At 37.6% G+C, this 20,605-nt stretch carries 19 protein-coding genes and 1 tRNA gene; 12 read left to right on the top strand and 8 right to left on the bottom strand.

Features of this window, described 5'->3' with window-relative positions:
- The first annotated feature begins 15 nt into the window (after window positions 1-15).
- From DEU42_RS13910 to DEU42_RS17465, 8 genes are read left to right on the top strand one after another with little or no spacing between them, the layout of a single operon-like run.
- Entirely contained in the window at window positions 16-762 is a 747-nt protein-coding gene (locus DEU42_RS13910) for a hypothetical protein (protein WP_114758912.1), read from the top strand.
- Between the two features lie 47 nt (window positions 763-809).
- The gene (locus DEU42_RS13905) at window positions 810-1,154 is read left to right on the top strand and encodes a hypothetical protein (protein ID WP_114758911.1); all 345 of its coding nucleotides are present in this window, start codon (window positions 810-812) and stop codon (window positions 1,152-1,154) included.
- Window positions 1,154-1,711 carry a hypothetical protein gene (locus DEU42_RS13900; protein ID WP_114758910.1) on the top strand — a complete coding sequence of 186 codons (558 nt, stop codon included), beginning with the start codon at window positions 1,154-1,156 and terminating at the stop codon, window positions 1,709-1,711. The genes DEU42_RS13905 and DEU42_RS13900 overlap by 1 nt, the downstream gene beginning before the upstream one ends.
- Window positions 1,684-2,340, top strand: coding sequence for a peptidoglycan DD-metalloendopeptidase family protein (locus tag DEU42_RS13895; RefSeq protein ID WP_114758909.1), 657 nt, complete (start codon window positions 1,684-1,686; stop codon window positions 2,338-2,340). Before DEU42_RS13900 ends, DEU42_RS13895 begins: the two co-directional genes overlap by 28 nt.
- 20 nt (window positions 2,341-2,360) lie before the next feature.
- Window positions 2,361-2,840 carry a hypothetical protein gene (locus DEU42_RS13890; RefSeq protein ID WP_114758908.1) on the top strand — a complete coding sequence of 160 codons (480 nt, stop codon included), beginning with the start codon at window positions 2,361-2,363 and terminating at the stop codon, window positions 2,838-2,840.
- Window positions 2,841-2,842: 2 nt separating this feature from the next.
- Complete coding sequence (locus DEU42_RS13885) at window positions 2,843-5,455, top strand: zincin-like metallopeptidase domain-containing protein (protein ID WP_114758907.1); 2,613 nt, start codon at window positions 2,843-2,845, stop codon at window positions 5,453-5,455.
- Entirely contained in the window at window positions 5,449-5,793 is a 345-nt protein-coding gene (locus DEU42_RS13880) for a hypothetical protein (protein ID WP_114758906.1), read from the top strand. The genes DEU42_RS13885 and DEU42_RS13880 overlap by 7 nt, the downstream gene beginning before the upstream one ends.
- 10 nt (window positions 5,794-5,803) lie before the next feature.
- Window positions 5,804-5,968 carry a hypothetical protein gene (locus tag DEU42_RS17465; protein ID WP_158537882.1) on the top strand — a complete coding sequence of 55 codons (165 nt, stop codon included), beginning with the start codon at window positions 5,804-5,806 and terminating at the stop codon, window positions 5,966-5,968.
- A gap of 31 nt (window positions 5,969-5,999) precedes the next feature.
- Here the strand turns inward: DEU42_RS17465 and DEU42_RS13875 are convergent, their stop codons facing one another.
- The 8 genes from DEU42_RS13875 to DEU42_RS13835 all read right to left on the bottom strand — a co-directional run bounded on the left by DEU42_RS13875 (window position 6,000) and on the right by DEU42_RS13835 (window position 11,882).
- Window positions 6,000-6,581, bottom strand: a complete 582-nt coding sequence (locus tag DEU42_RS13875) for a hypothetical protein (protein WP_114758905.1) — start codon at window positions 6,579-6,581, stop codon at window positions 6,000-6,002.
- A complete protein-coding gene (locus DEU42_RS13870) occupies window positions 6,571-6,990 on the bottom strand; it encodes a protein-export chaperone SecB (protein ID WP_114758904.1) in 420 nt (139 codons plus the stop codon). The genes DEU42_RS13875 and DEU42_RS13870 overlap by 11 nt, the downstream gene beginning before the upstream one ends.
- A gap of 23 nt (window positions 6,991-7,013) precedes the next feature.
- Window positions 7,014-7,274 carry a hypothetical protein gene (locus DEU42_RS13865; protein ID WP_114758903.1) on the bottom strand — a complete coding sequence of 87 codons (261 nt, stop codon included), beginning with the start codon at window positions 7,272-7,274 and terminating at the stop codon, window positions 7,014-7,016.
- Window positions 7,275-8,037: 763 nt separating this feature from the next.
- Entirely contained in the window at window positions 8,038-9,255 is a 1,218-nt protein-coding gene (locus DEU42_RS13855; RefSeq protein ID WP_114758902.1) for a tyrosine-type recombinase/integrase, read from the bottom strand.
- 56 nt (window positions 9,256-9,311) lie between these two features.
- A tRNA-His gene (locus DEU42_RS13850) sits at window positions 9,312-9,387 on the bottom strand.
- A 74-nt stretch (window positions 9,388-9,461) separates the two neighbouring features.
- Window positions 9,462-10,178 carry a bacillithiol biosynthesis deacetylase BshB1 gene (bshB1, locus tag DEU42_RS13845; protein ID WP_114758901.1) on the bottom strand — a complete coding sequence of 239 codons (717 nt, stop codon included), beginning with the start codon at window positions 10,176-10,178 and terminating at the stop codon, window positions 9,462-9,464.
- A gap of 151 nt (window positions 10,179-10,329) precedes the next feature.
- Window positions 10,330-11,385: an isochorismate synthase gene (locus DEU42_RS13840; RefSeq protein WP_114758900.1), complete on the bottom strand. Its 1,056-nt coding sequence runs from the start codon at window positions 11,383-11,385 to the stop codon at window positions 10,330-10,332.
- Between the two features lie 71 nt (window positions 11,386-11,456).
- Window positions 11,457-11,882: a PaaI family thioesterase gene (locus DEU42_RS13835; RefSeq protein WP_114758899.1), complete on the bottom strand. Its 426-nt coding sequence runs from the start codon at window positions 11,880-11,882 to the stop codon at window positions 11,457-11,459.
- A 160-nt stretch (window positions 11,883-12,042) separates the two neighbouring features.
- On the opposite strand from DEU42_RS13835, the gene DEU42_RS13830 reads away from it, so the two are divergent.
- The 4 genes from DEU42_RS13830 to purL all read left to right on the top strand — a co-directional run bounded on the left by DEU42_RS13830 (window position 12,043) and on the right by purL (window position 20,514).
- On the top strand, window positions 12,043-13,605 hold the full coding sequence (locus tag DEU42_RS13830) for a hypothetical protein (RefSeq protein WP_114758898.1): 1,563 nt from the start codon (window positions 12,043-12,045) through the stop codon (window positions 13,603-13,605).
- A gap of 55 nt (window positions 13,606-13,660) precedes the next feature.
- A complete protein-coding gene (locus DEU42_RS13825) occupies window positions 13,661-14,308 on the top strand; it encodes a DUF1579 domain-containing protein (RefSeq protein ID WP_114758897.1) in 648 nt (215 codons plus the stop codon).
- A 315-nt stretch (window positions 14,309-14,623) separates the two neighbouring features.
- Entirely contained in the window at window positions 14,624-16,678 is a 2,055-nt protein-coding gene (locus DEU42_RS13820) for a T9SS type A sorting domain-containing protein (RefSeq protein WP_114758896.1), read from the top strand.
- Between the two features lie 176 nt (window positions 16,679-16,854).
- On the top strand, window positions 16,855-20,514 hold the full coding sequence (gene purL / locus DEU42_RS13815) for a phosphoribosylformylglycinamidine synthase (protein ID WP_114758895.1): 3,660 nt from the start codon (window positions 16,855-16,857) through the stop codon (window positions 20,512-20,514).
- Window positions 20,515-20,605 lie beyond the last annotated feature (91 nt).

Here is a 20,605-nt window from a genome sequence, read left to right as displayed (position 1 = left end):
ATAAACAAAATAAGGATGAGCAGCATAGGAACAAGCGTAGAATGGTTTCCGGGTAGTTCTGGAGGCGGTGGATCAGATACCGCACAAGATGTTTTTGAGCGTGGTTCCGAAGTAAGTGTTGGGGAAAATATATCTCTTTCCAATATCGCAGAATGGGCTTTTGCACTAATGGGTGCATATAATACTAATCAAACAAAATTTGCTGAAATATATGTCAGTGCTTTTGATGATACTTACACGAATCCAGCGATAGCTGCGCTTTACGCACGAAATGATTTAGAATCAAGAGAAAGTTCAGTATATGTTTCAGATGGTAGTGTAGTTATAAATTCAGACGGTGACATAATAGTCAACTCACAAAACCAAAAAGGTATACAATACTTACAAGACTATTCTGCTGACTACACGGAAAGATCATTAGTAGATAAAGAGTTTGTAGAACGACAGTTAAATTTTATTAATGGTTATGTAGGCGTTTACGCTCCCAATTTCAACATATACACCGAAGACATTCAATTCTATAAAAGAACCTTTTTTGAAGATAATAACGCTATTGGTTCTGACTGGTATCTCCCTGATCCTGCTGAAAATATTTCAAAAGAAATAGTAGTGGTTTCACAAGGACAAAGTATAAAACTACATGGAGTAATTAAAAAGGGGGCTTTGCTTACGGAATTAGACGTAACAGTTTCAGCAACGCTAAGAGCATTCAATAATAATGGTTCTGCCGTTTGGAATGTAATCTGTGAGGTAAAACCATAAAATTAATCTCAAAGCATTAAAAAATCGAAATCCAATAAAGAATTACTATGAAAAATCCTGCCGAAATAATTACCCAAATATTTAAACCATTAGCTGAATTTTTCTCTTTTGCGATGTTCGTTATTGCAGGATCAGTTTACAAAATGCGTAAACTCCATGAAAAAGGAACAAAAATCACTTTTAAAAGGTTTTTAATTGAGGCCTTTATGTCGCTTTTTATTGCAGGTATAGCTTATGCTTTTATTGATCAGTTTCTACATTTCAATAAACTTTTCTCTTACGCTTTTTGCAGCCTTGCAGGATCAATGAGTGACCTTATTTACTCAAAGTTGGAAGAACTGGCTATCACTGCCTTTGATACAGTAAGAAAACAAATCAAAAAGATAAACTAATGAAAACACTAAAAAACACCTGGCTTTTAATATTCATAGGACTAATACTGATCGCATCATGTGGAAAGCCTCCATTACCTACTGTCAAAGAAACAGACAATACAACTCAAAATACTACTGTCAACACCATTGCAACGAAAGAAATCGACAGGAATAAAGCTATTGCCGATAGCCTTCAGGTTGTTATAGGTAAGATCAGAACCAGTAAGAAAGAATGTGATTCTGTTTGTCAGGAAGCTATCGATAAAATACTTGAGCAAGTAAACACTAACAAGGTATCAGGAGACAATAAATATGGTGTGTACTATGACAAATACCGCAATTTACTTATTGCATACCAAAACCTCGCGGAAACCAAAAGCGAAAAAAACTATGTCAGCAGAGATAGCATTGTTTATATCGACAAGCTTAAAACAAAAGAAATTCCTGTTGTTGTAAAGTTTACCCCTTGGTACTATAAATATCCTGCTTATTTCGGATGGGCTTGCCTCCTATTCTTTTGCGGATATCTAATTAGCAAAGTAAGAACATGGATACGAAAAAAATCACTTTTGTAATTGCCGGTGTGGCACTAATTTATTTACTGATGAAATCTAATACAATTTTTGCAGCCCCGACACGAAGTAAAACATTAAGGGGATGTGATCCGCTTGGATGTGGTAATTATGGCGCATCACGTTCCGGTGGTACACGTAAACATGGTGGTATTGACTTTAGGGCAATCCCGGGCGAAGCAATTTATTCTCCAATATCAGGTACGATTACCCGTATACTTTTAGCTTACGCCAATGATCCAAAATATACTGGTATTGAAATAAAAAATGCGACTCATACTGTGCAAATGTTCTATCTCACACCTACTGTAAAAGTTGGTGCAAAAGTGATATCGGGACAAAAAGTAGGTGTTGCTCAGGATATTTCCGCAAAGCATGGTGCAACAATGGTTAACCATGTTCATTTTGAAGTTTACGACAAAAAAGGCGTACTCATCAATCCCACTGACCTTATTGATACAACAGTCATTAATACAAATTTAGTATTGAAATATGGTATGTATGATAGTACAGAAGTGGCAGAACTGCAAAGGCGTTTAGGCATTACTATCGATGGCGATTTTGGTCAGCAGACACAAGCTGCTTTGTTTAAGGCCAAAGGAGTTAAAGAAATTGCATTAAAATCTTATTAGTAAGCATTAAAATTTAAACTATGAAAGCAGGAACTATAGTAATTGTCGGTGGACTGGCTATTTTAGGTATTGCAGTCCTTACCGCAAAAAAAGTGTTGGTTTTGAAAGCCGTTTTCGACAGGATGAAAATTTGGCCGAGCGATATCAGTAATGTAAAGCTTAAAAACTTTACAGAACTAAGTTTCAACCTAAACTTTATGCTGCAAAATCCTACTAACGAAAGCTTTTCAGTTAGTGGCGCAAATATAGTTACACTTAAGAGAGTAAGTATTTACAAAAACGGTACTTACTTCGGGCAGGCTGATGTAAATCTTACCGAATTGGAAATCCCTGCAAATTCAACAACGGAACTGAAAAACCTCCCTTTTAAAGTCTCGCTTACTTCTTTACTTGATAACCTGGCTAATATGACTGAATTTGATGTAACGTCAATTACTACAGGCTTAAGCGTTGAGGCGGTAGTAGAGGTTTTGGGTAGTGAATATGTAATTGAGGGGTAATTATGAGTATAGTCGAAAAATTTAATGCTTTAAACCGAAAAACGGTAACTCGCAAGGAACTTCAGCAGTTCATTACTGAAGGCAAAATACAAGAGCAGCCTGCACTTATTGATCGTGTTCAGGCTGTTCTTGCTGCATATCCGGATGCAAAAGAATTCAGGCTCTTAATATCAAAACCATCTGTAGAGGTTGTTCCAGAAAGTCTTATTAGCTGCCTTGATTGCGAAGATGATAAAGACGATATCATTACTGGCCTTGGCAAAGCAGTAAGCCCTAACGAAATTTATCAGATGATGACTGATAAAATGATCCAGTTGATTAAACAAGCGAACTCAAACGACTGGAAAAAACCTTGGGAAGCACAATTTTACGGCAATGGTTATACCTTGCCTTTCAACTTTGTTACAAAGAAAATGTACCGGGGTATCAACAGAATTTTACTTACCGGGTTCAGACCACTTGAAAATCCTTTTTTCCTGACATTCAAACAGGTTGAAGAATTGAAAGGGAAAATAAAAAAAGGCACTAAAGGTCACGAGGTAGTCTATTTTACAAAACTTTACTTATATCAGGATGCAGCAAAAAAAATAGATCTTTCGAGTTATGACCGTGAGAAGTTTATTGCGCTGCTAAAATCTAAAAACCTGCCTACTGATAATGTAGAACAGTTTGTTTTACCGATCCTGAAGTATTACAAGGTATTCAATGGTAAAGATATTGAGGGCATCGATTTTAACCTGGAAAATTTTAAGCATGGTTTTATTGATAAGCCGTTGCCGGCTATGGATGAACATCGTATGCCTATAGCTGAAGCGATCATTAAAAAGTATCCTGATCCTGCTCCATCATTAAAATTGGGCGGTAATACTGCCTCATATAATAGTGGCTCGGATATCCTTAGAATGCCATACATACAAGATTTTGAAACTGTACAGGGATATTATACAACTTACTTTCATGAGTTAAGTCATAGTACAGGCCACAAGAATAGATTATCACGTAAGCTTGGTAACAAATTTGGATCAAAGGACTATGCTTTTGAAGAATTGATTGCAGAATTTGGGGCTACTTTTTTAAGTGCTGAATCCGGTATTATTTTTCACACCGCAAAAAATTCAGCTGCATACCTGAAGGGCTGGAACTCTGCATTAACTTTTTTACAGGAAGATAACCGTTTTCTAATGCGTGCAGCTACACAGGCACAGGCCATAGCTGATTATATTTTGCAATACGATAGTAAAGGCGATCCAAAATACTTTTTAGATATCCGTAAAAAGGACACACCTAAAAAAACAAAGTCAAAAGCGAAAAAGAAGCCTGTTGAAAAGGAATCTGTTATAGAGAAGAAAAAAGATATCGACGCTCATAAAAAACACCTTGAAGCTGTAAACCCCATATCATTCAGTCGTAAACCAAAAAGCGCAAGTGTAACCACCGCAATCAATGAAGTTTTAGCCTCCGGTAAATACAAAGTAAAACCGATGCAAGCAAATGTACTGTATACGGTTTTAAAAGATGTTGATGATATTACTGCTGAAGATATCGAAATAAAGCCATCAAAGTTTCAAAAAGCGATTATACAGGGGATACCTGATTATATGCTTTGGTACTACGATATAGATGATAATTCAAATTACTATGTTATAACACTTTCTGACAGAGGTGTAGAGTTTGTAAATGCTATCAGAGGGCGTGTAGAAAGTCTGAAAAACCAAAAGTATAACTACTCCATGTTTGACGGGCTAAAAGGTGCAGAAACTCAACAAAATGAGCCTGAACAAAATCAAATAACTGAAGTGAGAAAAGATCCAGTTCAGTCTGAACAAGAATTTAAAGAAAACACTCTTACTGCTGTAACAACGACAAGAAAGAAAAACCCTTTGGTAATGGGCATAAATGAAAGCTCAAATGCAGCCCCGGCAGATTTCTTTATAATCAATGGTGAAACTGGAAAATTTTTTCAGCGTGTAGAGCGTAAACCTGTAGGCAGCGTAGTTATTACGTTAGATGGTGAACAAGGGGCAGGTAAGACAACAGCACTTTATAAGTTTATGAATGATTTTGCTACACCTGGCAATAGCTGTTTATTTATTTCAGGAGAAGAGCATCCGTTAAGTTCACTTGCAACAGATAAAAGAGATAAATATTTGTCTGCTGCTGCACAACAAAATATTGATACAGTTGCGGAGGTTGAAAATACCGCACAGCTATACGAGTTGATTGCTGATTACGATATCATCTTTATAGACAGTTGGCAAAAACTGTTGCGTATGGTTGGCCCTTTGAAACTTGATGAAGATTTACGTAAAAAATTCAACGGAAAGGTGTTCGTTATCATTTTCCAACAAACGACAACCGGGCGAACTAAAGGAGGTGCTGAAGTAGTGTTTGATGGTGACATCATAACTAAGATGGTTAAGGAAAGTTCTTTTGCTGATAACTACGCCTATTTTGATAAGAACCGCTACACTCTTGTTCCTCTTGAAACCATTGCATATAACATTGCTACGGGAACTGTATATAATCCTGAACAAGGAAATAATACAGATATCCCCATTCAAGAAAATGAACCCCAAAAAGAAAAAGTACAATTAAAGTTTGATGTTTTATGTTAGGAAAAATACTCTTTACAACTGGACTTTATTTGGTAGGTAAACACGTGTATGGCCTTGTTGAAATTACTGAAGCAGAAAGGGAATGGTCTAAAAAAGAAATCGCTTTTGCTTTTGCTCGTAAAAATGTAGGCAACGTTATTAAAAGTGCTAAGGGCTCAATACTCTATCTTTTATATGGTAATGGGTTACGTGTTGAATATGAAAACCAACAGGCCTATATAAATGATGGTTCAAAAGAGATAATGATTATCGATGATGAACTACTTAATAATATAGGCATTATCACAAATGCAAAAATTTACGAATCCGGCTTTAAATGGGATAAATTAATCTATTAATACATATATTATGGCAACAGCAAAAAGGAAAGCTCCAGCTAAAAGGAAAACTGCAACAACAGCAAAAAAACTATGCAGTAAAGTAATTAAACGTGAGGGTGTAAAATCAAACGGCCAGTTAAAAAAAGGCTACAAGTATGCTAAAGGTGGCAGAGTAGTTAAAGTAAAACATTAATTAAAAGCGCTCCAAAAAGGAGCGCTTTTAATTAGGTAACAAACGTTTCTGAATCAAATTTCATTTGTTTCTTATCTATTACACATAACATATATAGCGGAGAAAAATAAGTAAAATATGGCATCCCTTCAGAAAAGAACACCTTTTGTCTCACTAATTGATTTTCTTCAATATCCGGTAGATGTTCATCAGCTTTTATATAATTAAAAGGAAATAAAGCATGGTCTCTCTGCCTATTAAATTTAAAAAACTCTATCCATTGACCTAATTTCCATGAAGCTGATTCTGGTCTTTTAGAAGTAAATGTATCCTGTAAGTTTTTGAAATATTCTAATTGACGCCTATCCGTTAAATCTAAAAACTCACCATCATTTATTTCTAAATCTTTATATTCAACAATACTATAGATATTATTGTAATGCTTTTGCCCCCATCTGTGAGCAGCTGCCATGTTCTCTTCCCATAAATAATAACCTTCTCCTAAAAAAGGTATTTTTTTCTTTCCTTTTACTATACGTACTGGAGCTTTAAAAGGAGCATTTTTAAGGATATAAGCTTGATGCCCTTTATTACACGTATGTTGGTAAGTATATACATAAAGATTATTGCTCATCGTTTAAAGAATCTAAATCAATTAAAGTTTCAATTAATTTTTCTTTCTGTCCTGCGAAGTTTAATGTAGGTAAAGTAATTGTATCAAAACCCGATAAAGCAGTATAAGAAGATATAAAACTTCTTACATACGGAAAAACTATAGCTGGCCCATTAAGAGACATAAAATCTAAAAGCGTTTTTTCCTCTGTGGTTTCATAGGTAAAAATACCGATACATAGCATTTTTAAATTAAAATTGTGTTCAACATCTAAAATTTCAACATCGATATTGATATGAAACTGATTGTCTGATCTACTAATTACTACTTGGGGTTCAATAGAAAAAGTACTATCTTTTTCTTCAACTGCTGTCTTTTCGAAAATAAATTTTGGAACAACAAAATTTACAAATTTTAAATCTGATTTCATTAGTGTGTGGTTGGTTAAGTAAATTAGTTATAAAAAGAGAGGACCTTATTAAGGTCCTCTTCATTATCTTTTAAATTTACAGATTTTCGTTTTTCTTTATTAAAAAGCTTTGCAACTTTATATAAATATTCGTGTACAGAATCATGACTGTAAAATCCGGAATTGCATCTTTCGATTTCATAATCATCGAACTCCTTCATTAAATCATTTAGTTCTGCAGCCGTTAAACTTTCGACAAATCCTTTGTTTAACTCCAAAGACTTATCTGTTACATTGGCATTCATAGTTTCCTTTTTTTAAATTTTAGAATTCTTATTAACTCTAATTTATTATCAAATATAGTACTAAAATTCATTTTTCAAATTTTTTTTAGCACTATTTTAGTACGTTCCGAAATCGGGCGCAAAAGTACAATTTATTTTTACAATTAAAAATTGTATCTGCTTAGTTGTATTATTTAAACGATGAACAATATTATTTGTTACAAACATATTATTTTATTTTAAAAAATAAATAGGTGTATTTACTTGTTTTGATACGGAAAAACAACTAACAATTACAATATGATCGATCAACATATTCTTTATTCCCACTGGAATTAATATAATAACATCCACCCTGAGGTCCCTCATAAACACTTTTACCATTATAAGTTCCGCAAGTTGAATCATCGGAATTTGAACAAGCTATAATAATGAGCGCGAGCAAAAAAAATAGAATTTTCTTCATACTTTTTAATTTTGATAATGCTGCAAATTTAAACAAGTAAAACTTTACAAAAATCCCCATCAATGGGTATTTTTAATGAGCCTATATTATAAATAAGCTATTGTTAAAAAAACAGAATATAAAAAACAAAAGTCTAAACGTAAGAAAAGTAACAACATTTTAATACATTTGCGCCATTAAAAACTTTAACAAGTTTGTAATAATTGGTTGGTTATAGCCTCTTCGTGGTTGAAGAGGCTTTTTTATTATATTTACGTAAATATATTCCCTTCATATATTGATTTATTGTATCCCCTTCGCCCACCAAAGGGGATTTTTTTATTTTTCAAAATACTCTGACCAGTCTTTCGGCTTAAATGAATCTGTTTTACGTAAATACTTTTTCAATGCTGCCTGTGTAGCATGGCCTGTTATTGTCATTAAGTGACTCATAGCATCGTCCGGGGTGAGTTTCTTAATCAGCGCATTGTAAAGCTTGGTTATGAAAGTATGCCTGAAGCTATATATTCCGTATTCTTCGTCAAGCCCAAATTTATCTTTTACAAGCTTGAACCTTTTACTGAAGTGATCGCGCCTTGACCTGTCGTTGGCATCCCACTTACCAACACCGGTAGGAGTGAAAATAAAATCGTCGGGTTCTCCCAATGGTAAATTATAAAGTTCCTTATATAGTATGGATGGGAGGTATTTTGTTTTAATAGGTTTATTTTTTTCCTTGAAAATAATTGTCTTATCTTTTAGATCAAGGTCTTTAACCCTTAAGCGGTTTACTTCTACTGGCCTTAAAAAATTATAACATACAAATTTCACATATAGCAAAAGTAGCGGATCATTTTCTAAAAGGTAGTTATACAGATCGTTTTCCTGTGTTGTTGTATATGATCTGTGCCTTTCTGGAGTAGATTTCAATTGCTTGATATCCTTTATAAAGTTTGCCGGAATGATCTCATTATCCGTAAGGATGCCAAACGCAGCCGAAAGGGTATTCTTAGTATTATTCCGGTTTGATGCACTGGAACGCTCTAAAATAGTGTTTAAATACCGGATCACTGTCTTTTTGGTAACTGCTGTAATGTATCTTTCTTTATGACCGTTATTATTCAACCATACTTTGAACTGTGTTACCCGGCTTTTAAGATCAGGATAGGAAGTTTCGCTCCAGGTATTTTTACCAATCCTAAGAGCATAGTCCAGAGCATCACTCACGGTCATTTTTTCCAGTCTCTCTTCGTCGGTCTCGTTTTCCACGTATGGATTGAAGCCTCCCTCAAGAATATTTTTTACCGTTTTTCGCAAGACTTCTGCTGCTGCCCTCCTATCTGTTATTGTCTTATGCTGTGATAACCCGGTATAAATGGGAGTTTGGCGTTGAAGCTTTCCTGTATCAGGGTTGCGGAAAGAATAATAAACATACCAACGTTGCGAAAGATCCCCTCCGCAATCTTCTATTTTAGGTTCGCTATATTGTTTTTTATATGAGTTCAAATCGTATGCAGTTTCGTATGCAGTTTTGACTAAACGTAAAATTGTTGGCATAAAAAAAGCGGCTTTAAATCTCTCTAAAGCCGCTTATAGCGTGGTTTTCCACTTAGGGGTGAATGAGGGGTCTCGAACCCCCGACCTTCGGAACCACAATCCGACGCTCTAACCAACTGAGCTACAATCACCATCTGTTTTGCGAGTGCAAATATAGTACAGTCCTACGTTTTCAGCAAATTTATTTGCTACTTTTTTTAAGATTTTTATATCAAATCTGCTAAACTGTTCACTGCCAAATACCTTTCAACCGTAAAACCTTCCGCATATTCTGTATTTATTAGCCTTCCAAGGTCGGCCGCACGGTAAAGAATGCTCTCTTTAAAGTTTTTTGTCGCTATCGGCGTAACCGGTTCGGTACTGTTTGGATCATAAAACTGGGACTTATATGCCATAAGCGATTCCACCTTTTTATCCATGAATCCGGTAACATCTACTACAAAATCGGGCGTAATGTTTTTCCACTGTATATAATGGTACACCAGCTTCGGTCTCCATTGCTCCTGCTTGTCCCCTTCAAGTTCGGTTTCAATTTTCCTCAATCCCGAAAGAAAACATGAATCACTTACAAGTTTACTGCCTTTACCATGATCAATATGACGATCATCAATCGCGTTGCATATCACAATTTCGGGGCGGTATTTACGTATCATCTTTATCACTTCAAGCTGATGCTTTTCATCATTAACGAAAAAGCCATCGCGCATACGAAGATTTTCCCTTATTGCAACACCCAAAATTTCTGCGGCATCAGCGGCTTCTTCATCCCTTAGTTCCGCTGAACCTCGCGTTCCAAGTTCGCCTCGGGTTAAATCCACAATCCCTATCTTTTTGCCCAGGGATATTTCTTTGGCAATAGTGGCACCACAGCTTAACTCAACGTCGTCAGGATGTGCGCCAAATACAAGTATATCTAATTTCATTAATTTTGGTTTAAAGTTTAAGGTTTAAAGTTGCCTACTCTAACCTTAAAAAAATCATTTTAACTGCAAAGTTACGAAGAATGTTTATGCGGTTTTGCGTTTTGATTATTTGTGGCTTCTAATAAACAGATAACCGAATCACCAAATCAGCCTAAAGGGCTCTTCGCATTGTCATGCTCTTATTTACAGTCTCCATAAATTCTTTTTCAGGGTCGCTGTCTTTCGTTAAACCGCAACCTACGAATAAATGAGCGGTATCGCCAACAACTTTCATACTACGAAGATTTACGAACAGATCTGTTTTATGTTGTCCCGAATCAATATCTATATTTAATTCGCCCAGGTACCCTGAGTAATACTGCCTGTCATAACCTTCGTTCTCCAAAAGAAACGCTTTAGCCTCCTGTTTTGGTAGTCCGCATACAGCAGGCGTAGGATGCAGTGCTGAAATAATTCCCTGCAGGCTACCTGAGTCTTTTAGCTCGGCTGTAATATCAGTCTTAATGTGGACTATATTCCCTGCCCTGAAAGTATAGGGTTCGGTTTTGCGGATGTCACTGGTATAAGGCTGTACCGATTCCACTATATAGCCGGTAACAAACTGCTGTTCTTCCTTCTCCTTATTTTCCCATACAGCCTGTTCAGCTTCTTTGTAAAGCTGTGTTCCGGCAAGGGCAACTGTATGAAGCGTCTTGTTTTCTACTTTTAACAATTGCTCGGGAGTTGCCCCCATCCATAATCCGCTTTCAGGATGAAAAAAACAATAGCGATATCCCATAGGGTACGCAGCTAACAGTTTTGAATAGACTGTGATTATAGTATCTGTCATACCAACAGTTTCTGTTCTCGAAAGCACGAGCTTTTCAAAACTACCTGATTTGATTGCATCAACACTTTTGCTAACCAAAGCTTCAAAAGCAGCTTTAGCATTAGTATCGATTTCTGGTTGTTGAATTTCGCAAAGAACAAAACCTTCGGTTTTCAATTCAACTGAAAGCATATCAGATTCTGCCTCAGGAACAAAACATATTTTATCACCATCAAATGGTGCAAAAACAAATCCCTTCTGCGAATAATCGGTCAGGAAATGTGCTTTTGTATTATTCTGGAAAATTCCGGTTACGCTATTGCTACCGGGTTTGCAAAAAACAGCAAATGGATACCCTAATTCTAACTGGGACTTTATTTTTTGGAATAGATCGGTCATTAAAAGTGGATTTGTTATTTGTCAATTTGGTTATTCGAAACACAAATAACCAAATAACCGAATGAAACAAATTATCGCCTTCTCGGCATTATCATATTGGTCAGTTTACATAACGAAATCAGTCTTCCTTGTTCATCCGTTACTTTAATTTCCCATAAGTGTAGGCTTCTACCCTGATGTATTATTCTTGCAGTACCGGTAACGATTCCATCACGTTTGGCGCGAAGGTGATTGGCAGATATCTCGATTCCCCTCACCTCTGTCACTTCAGGATTTACAAACAATAGTGATGCGGCACTACCCACACTCTCTGCTAAGGCTACGGTAGCACCACCATGAAGCAATCCCATCGGTTGGTGTACTCTTGAGTTTACAGGCATTTTAGCTTCAAGAAATCCTTCACCTGCATCAGTGAAAGTAATTTCAAGCGTTTCCATTAAGGTATTTTTACAGAAATCATTGCACATTTTAAGTGCTTTTTCTTTATCGAATGACATAGTGTAGATTTAGATGCGTAAAATTACGAAAAGCCCCCTAACCCCCAAAGGGGGAATAATAAACAATTATAAACTAAAATTAAAATTACTGCGTTTACCAAATAGATTGCTTTTTAATATTTCAAATTAATGGCTACTTTTACCAAAAATTGTTAACGCTATGCGCTATTATTTACTTTTACTTTTTATTGGTTTTGGATTGTGTTTCACCTCTTGCCGTGAAGACTTCGAGTTTGAGCGAAGCAGTAACGCAAGTCTGGAATTTTCAAGAGATACAGTATATCTTGATACTGTGTTTACCAATATAGGGTCGAGCACCTATACCCTGAAAGTATATAACCGCAGCGATAAGGATATTAAGATACCTTCAATACACCTTGGTCAGAATAATGATTCTGAATACCGCCTAATGGTAGACGGTGTTCCCGGAAAAGTCTTTAACGATGTCGAACTGCTTGCTAAAGACAGTATGTTCATTTTTGTAGAAACTACTATTGATTACAGTAAATATACCAATAGCGAAACTACTTTCCTTTACACTGATAACATTCAGTTTGAACACACTAACGGCACACAAAAAGTAGAACTTGTAACCTTAGTACAGGATGCGGTATTCATTAAACCGAACAGATCATTGCCCGATAATATAAAAGAAAAACTTAATCTTAGCGGATACTCAACCAACCTTGAAGGACATGAACTGACAACAGCAGATGAACTGCACTGGACAAATGAAAAACCTTATGTGGTATATGGTTATGCGCTTGTACCTAATGGAAAGACCCTAACCGTAGACCCCGGAGCCAGAGTGCATTTTCACGCCGGTTCAGGACTTGTTGTAGACACTTCAGGAACCTTAAACATTAATGGGGGACTTTCTTCAACAGAAGCATTGGAAAATGAAGTAATCTTTGAAGGAGACAGACTGGAACCTGAGTTCTCAGACGTCGCCGGACAATGGAATACACTTTGGATTTTTTCAGGAGAGAACAACTCCATTAACCATCTTACTCTTAAAAACGCTGCTGTAGGCATATTAATGGATGTACTGGATGATGTTCGTCCAAGGCTAACGATAAATAACTCCCAAATTTACAATTGTACGGATTTTGGTATATTAGCCAGACATGCCTATATCAATGGAGACAATCTTGTGGCAAACAATGCCGGACAGGCATCTGTAGCTTTAACACAAGGGGGAGATTATAATTTCAGGCAATGTACCTTTGCTAATTACTTTAGTGCTTTTAACCAGGTTCCGCTTCTTATTAATGATTATACTGAGACTGAAGATGCAGTACTGGTAAGTAATCTTGTTGCTAATTTTGACAATTGCATTCTTTATGGTTCTTCTAATCTTGGGCTATCTTTAGAAAATAAATTCCCTCAGGATGTTACTTTTAAAACAAAATTCAATCACTGTTTGATTAAGGTAATAGATACGTCCAATCAACTTAGAAGCAATCCACTATACCCTTCTGATGCCAATGATCCGGAAAAAGCTTTATATACAGAATGTATTATTGCTAAAAGTTCAATCAACGATAAACCCGATTTCTTAGACCCTCAAAATAACATTCTTTTTATCGGTGAAGATTCGGCAGCCAATGGCACAGCTGATGCAGCAGTTGCAACAGTTGTAGGTACCGATATACTTGGGGTTTCAAGACAATCTCCTTATGACATAGGTGCTTACGAAAGTATTGTTTTCACAGAAGAATAATTTCGTATACTTTTTTTTCATATTTTTATGGTAACAAACAAAATACCAAACAATTATGAAAAAAATCTTACTCTCAATGTCAGTAATGGCATTATGCTTTACATCATGTAAAAAAGAAGTAAAAGTAGAAACCGAAATTACTACTGCTGATACTGCAAAAGTAGTTACAGAAGAAGCTCCGGAAGCAGAAAAACCTATGGATTCGGTTGCAGAAATGGAAGCATGGCAAAAATACATGACTCCGGGTGAAGCTCATAAATTCCTTGCTGCAGATAACGGTTCATGGACTAACGAAATGACCTTTTGGCACGACGAAAACAGTAAACCCGAAAAAGCTACTTCAACATCAGAAACTAAAATGATTTTAGGAGGCAGGTATCAGGAATCTAATTACAAAGGGATGATGATGGGAATGCCTTTTGAAGGCAAAGGTACTGTAGCCTACGATAATTCCACTAAAGAGTTTATCTCAACCTGGATCGACAACATGGGAACGGGTATGATGGTGATGAAAGGCGAAATGAGCCCTGACGGTAAATCATTAGACTTTAAAGGAGAAATGGTAGACCCAACAAAAGAAAAAGCGGTTTGGTGCCGTGAACTGTTTACCGTTGTTGATGCCAACACTCGCAAGATGGAGATGTTCTGCATGAAAAATGGTAAACAACATAAGAACATGGAAATCATAATGAAGAGAAAATAATCTTCATCCATATAGTAAAAAAAAATCCCGCGATTGCGGGATTTTTTTTTTAGCCTTATGTTCAAAACCATACTACTTAAACAGAAATAATCAAAATATTTAGACATTAAATTCAAAAAATGAACAATACAACCTTATTGTTACAAAATCAATATAAAACACATCATAATGTTATTTTTTTATAAAAATAGTTACCAATCAAATATATTATTTAAATACTGAATATCAGATATTTAACTAAAATTTAACAAAATATATCGTACTAAATTAAGCCCTTTTATTATACTTTTAAAGTAAACTAAATCTACTAAATTTATGAAAAAAAGACTTTTGCTTTTCATTATGCTACTAAGCATAGCAACATCAGCCTATAGCGCTGTTAATGCCGTAAATGACACCTTTACCGGAAACTTCTCATCTTTCGGATATTCATTTGCAACCACCGTAACTGCTAATGACATCTATAGTGGTACTGTAACAGTTACGCAGATATCTACTACACATCGGGGAATAAATCTTAGTGGTACTAATGTTACCGTAGCTGCCAACGTACCACCGGGTACCTACACGATTGTTTACCAACTTTGTGATAATGCTACCCCACAAAGTTGTGATACAGCAACAATAACAATAATTATAGAGCCAACTGTGGAGGCAGTGAATGATGAGACTGTAATAGCTTACAGCGTCTCATCTACCATTTTAGGAAATATTCATAGTAATGATATGCTTAATGGTTTACCTGCAACAACTTCAAATACTGACTTCACAGTATTAACCGCATTACCTGCAGGAATGACTTATAACGCTTCGGGAGTCTTTACATCAACAGGTGTTGCTCCGGGGAAATATGTGATCCAATATCAATTATGTGAAGCCGTAACGTTTCCGAATACTGCTATTAATTGTGATACTGCAACATTTACAATATATGTAACAACTCAGAACGGGCCATTAACAGCTACGAGAGCTAATAATACGGTAAAGTCTATAACAGTGCTAAATGATAACAGAATTGTGATTGCCGGTGATTTTACTTCATATGGAGGAACTGCAAAAAATAAAATTGCCGCACTAAATCATGCCGATTTATCACTTAATACTTCTTTTTCATCTACAGGTCCGGATTCTTCAACCGATAACATTCAGAGTATGGTAACCTTACCTTCAGGAGAGATTATAGTTGTAGGTAAATTTGCCGGATTTGGAGGTGTTACCTATGCAAGAGGAATTGCCCGAATAATGCCTAATGGCGCAACAGGATCTATTATAGGAGTTGGTGTCGAAGCAGGTGCTACGATTTATGATATTGCATTACAATCTACCGGCCATATGATAATCGTAGGAGACTTCAACTTTTATGATGGCTTCCCGGCAAAAAACATCGCCAGGCTAAATCCTGATGGATCAATTGACACTAGTTTCTACGCGGGTTCTGTGAGTTTCAATGGCACTCCATATTCAGTAGCCGTACAAACCAGCACCAATAACATAATTGTTGGAGGAAGCTTTACAACTTACCAGGGTAATTCTGCTCCCGGCATTATCAGGCTGCTAGCAGGTGCCGTACAAGACCCTTCATTTACTACCGGTCCGGGTATAGCCCCGGCTGGAAGTTACATAGATGAAGTTCTTGTAAGTGGTAATGATATTTTTATTGGAGGATCATTTGCCAGCTATGCCTCAATGCCTCGCAAAAACCTGGCTAAACTAACTTTTAATGGCGCTCCGGTAAGTTCCTTCGGATTTGCAACTGGTTTTTCAGCCCCAGTGAGAGCCTTGGCAATACAACAGGTTCCTTCATCATTTAGTGGTAACATTGGAAGTTATAATCTTTATGTAGGTGGTGAATTTACTTCATATAATGGTGTACCTGTTAATTACCTTACTTGCCTTAATGCCGTAAACGGACAGACAAATACCCAATTCGACGGCGGATCTGAATTTAATAACTTTGTATATGCAATACAACCTGAAAAAAATGATTTAAAAATCCTTATCGGCGGTAGCTTTACAACCTACAATGGAACTTCTGCACAGCGTATTACAAGGATTTTCCCTGGCTATGGTGCTGGCAATACCGGTCAAAACCAAATGCGCCAGGCTTTGACCGATGAGCCCCTAACTACTAGCTCAATCACCATCTACCCTAACCCATCCGAAGGTTTATTTAATATTGACTTCAAAGGGTATGATGAGCAAAAATTTGATATAACCATCCATAATACTTTAGGTCAGTTGATATATCAGGGAACCGTAACTCCTGAAAACACAAACCAGATTGATCTTACACGTTTTGAAAGCGGTAGTTATTTCATAACACTTCTTAATGCGAAAGAAACAATCAATAAGATTGTTATTAAGAAATAATAATTACTCTTTAAAATTCAAAAATCCCGCAATTGCGGGATTTTTTTTACCCTATTCAGAATACAATTCCACTATCAAATAAGCAAATCCACAAATCACCAAATCAACCGTCATAAAGTTGCCTGTTTTAGAAAATTAGATTAATTTTGCACTCTCAACACGTAACTACAATTGTAATGATTCATTTCTTCGGAAACCAGACGAATACGGTTTTTGCAGTACAATCGCAAAACGAGCTTTCAACAGAAGACATTTCAAAACTAAACTGGCTTTTTGGCAACGCACATAAGATAGAAAAATCCGCCCTGACGGATTTTTTTGTTGGACCACGCGCTACCATGATTACGCCATGGAGTACCAATGCCGTAGAGATTACCCAGAACATGGGAATCGCAGGTATTATCAGAATTGAGGAGTTCATCAAATCAAGCGAAGAAGCTACTGATTTTGACCCGATGCTGTTCCAGAAATACAACGGTCTTAACCAGGATATTTATACTATCAACATACAGCCGGAGCCTATCATCGAGGTTACCGATATCGCTGCCTACAACGAAAAAGAAGGTTTGGCGCTTAGCCCTGAAGAGGTAGAGTACCTTAACAACCTGTCTGCTAAACTAGGTAGAAAACTTACTGACTCTGAAGTATTCGGTTTCTCTCAGGTTAACTCTGAGCACTGCCGTCACAAAATATTCAACGGTACGTTTGTAATTGATGGCGAAGAAAAACCATCTTCACTTTTCAAACTTATCAAAAAGACATCACAGGAAAATCCTAACGATATAGTTTCTGCTTACAAAGACAACGTAGCTTTCATCAAAGGACCGCGTGTTAAGCAGTTCGCACCAAAATCGGCTGATAAGCCTGATTTTTACGAAGTAAAAGAATATGACTCAGTTATCTCTATCAAAGCTGAGACACACAACTTCCCTACTACTGTTGAACCTTTCAATGGTGCAGCAACAGGTTCGGGTGGTGAGATCCGTGACAGGCTGGCCGGTGGACAGGGTTCTCTTCCACTTGCAGGTACTGCGGTGTACATGACATCATACTCAAGACTTGAAGAAAACCGTCCTTGGGAAAAAGGTATGGACGAGCGTAAATGGCTTTACCAAACCCCAATGGACATCCTAATAAAAGCATCAAACGGAGCGTCAGACTTTGGTAACAAATTCGGACAGCCGCTAATTACAGGTTCGGTACTTACTTTCGAACACGAAGAAGATGCACGCAAACTTGGTTTCGACAAAGTGATCATGCTTGCCGGTGGTATCGGTTACGGTAAAGAGAGCCAGTCGAAAAAACAAAAACCAAGCGTAGGCGACAAAGTTGTTATCCTTGGTGGTGAGAACTACCGTATTGGTATGGGTGGTGCAGCAGTATCATCTGCCGATACAGGAGCTTTCAGTTCAGGTATCGAGCTTAATGCAATTCAGCGTTCTAACCCTGAGATGCAAAAACGTGCTGCCAATGCCGTTCGCGGACTGGTAGAGAGCGACAACAACCCTATCGTTTCTATCCACGATCATGGTGCAGGAGGACACTTGAACTGTCTTTCTGAACTTGTAGAAGAAACAGGAGGAAAAATTGATTTAGATAAACTGCCGGTGGGTGACCCTACCCTTTCGGCTAAAGAAATAATTGGTAATGAGTCGCAGGAACGTATGGGACTTGTGATTGGCCAGAAAGACATCGATACCCTTCAGCGTATTGCCGACCGTGAGCGTTCGCCAATGTATGCTGTAGGTGATGTTACAGGTGACCACAGGTTTACATTTGAATCGGCTACTACAGGTGCCAAACCAATGGATTTCGCCCTTGAGGATATGTTTGGCTCTTCGCCAAAAACCATCATGGCAGATAAAACCATTGCAGCAAACTATGCAGATGCAGATTACTCTCAGCAAAACATTCACCAATACCTAAACCAGGTTCTTCAGCTTGAAGCTGTTGCCTGTAAAGACTGGTTAACGAATAAAGTTGACCGTTGCGTGGGCGGACGTGTTGCTAAACAGCAAACTGCCGGACCTATCCAATTACCGTTAAACAATGTAGGTGTTATGGCGCTTGACTTTGAAGGTAAAGAAGGTATCGCAACTACAATAGGCCACTCGCCTGTTGCTGCCCTTGTTGATCCTGCTGCAGGTAGCCGTACCGCTATCGCAGAATCGTTAAGCAACATTATCTGGGCTCCGCTTAAAGATGGTCTGAAAAGCGTATCGCTTTCAGCTAACTGGATGTGGGCTTGTAAAAATGAAGGCGAAGACGCAAGGCTTTACGAAGCTGTTGAGGCTTGTTCTGATTTTGCTATCGAGTTGGGTATTAACATCCCAACAGGTAAAGATTCACTATCAATGAAACAGAAATACCCTAACGGCGATGTTATCGCTCCGGGTACTGTAATCATATCGGCTGCAGGTAACTGTAACGACATTACTAAAGTAGTTGAGCCTGTTCTTAAAAAGAACGGAGGAAACATTTACCACATCAACCTTTCGGGTGATGCGTACAAACTTGGTGGATCTTCTTTCAACCAGGTATTGAACAAAGTTGGTAATGATGTTCCGACAATTAAAGATGCAGCTTCATTCAAAAATACATTCAACGTTATCCAGGATCTTATCAAAGCGGGTAAAATTGCTGCCGGTCACGATATAGGAAGTGGTGGTCTTATCACTACCCTGCTTGAGATGAGCTTCCCTAACGTTAACCTTGGTGCAGAATACGACCTGACAGGTCTTAACGAAGCTGATACGGTTAAAGCATTATTCGCTGAGAACATTGCTATCGTTATTCAGGCGGATGCTTCTGTAGAAGCTGAGCTTACTAAAAACAATGTAGCATTCACTAAAATCGGTCAACCGAAAGAAGGTGCAGTTATCACTATCAAAAATGGTGATGCCAACCTTACTTTTGATGTTACCGAAACACGTGACACATGGTTCAGGACTTCATACCTTCTTGACCAGAAACAATCAGGCAAACAAAAAGCGCAGGAGCGTTACGACAACTATAAGAACCAACCGCTTCAGTACACTTTCCCAACTCATTTTGATGGTAAGAAAGTAGCAATTGACAGCAGCAAGCCAAGGCCAAAAGCAGCTATCATCCGTGAGAAAGGTTCTAACTCTGAGCGTGAGATGGCAAACGCTATGTACCTTGCAGGTTTTGACGTAAAAGACGTTCACATGACCGACCTTATCTCAGGTCGTGAAACGCTTGAAGATATCCAGTTCATCGGTGCTGTTGGTGGTTTCTCTAACTCTGACGTACTTGGTTCGGCTAAAGGATGGGCTGGTGCTTTCCTTTACAACGAAAAAGCTAAGGCTGCACTTGAGAACTTCTTTAAGCGTGAGGATACACTTTCAGTAGGTATCTGTAACGGATGTCAGCTGTTTGTTGAGCTTGAGCTTATCAACCCTGACCACGAAGTGAAACCTAAAATGCTTCACAACGACAGCCACAAACACGAGAGCGGATTTACTTCAGTAACCGTACAGGAGAACAACTCGGTAATGCTTTCTACATTAGCAGGCAGCACACTGGGTGTATGGATCTCTCACGGTGAAGGTAAATTCAACCTGCCATACAGCGAAGACAAATACAACGTAGTAGCTAAATACGGCTACACGGGCTATCCTGCTAACCCTAACGGTTCAAGCTTTGACATCGCCATGATGGCAAGCAACGACGGACGTCACCTGGTTATGATGCCACACATTGAGCGTTCTATGTTCCAGTGGAACTGGGCTTACTACCCGGAAGGTCGTAAAGACGAGGTTACACCTTGGCATGAAGCCTTCGTTAATGCACGTAAGTGGATTGAACAACGATAATTTGTTGATTTGGTTATTTGTTGATTCGATAACCGATAACTTAGATATAAACGCCCCGCAGAGATGTGGGGCGTTTTTTTGTTATATTTGA

Origin of the sequence: Flavobacterium sp. AG291, assembly GCF_003350375.1 — a bacterium.
Lineage (GTDB): Bacteria > Bacteroidota > Bacteroidia > Flavobacteriales > Flavobacteriaceae > Flavobacterium > Flavobacterium suzhouense.
Note: the sequence above shows the minus strand (reverse complement) of the source record. Positions and strands in the feature narration are given on the sequence as shown.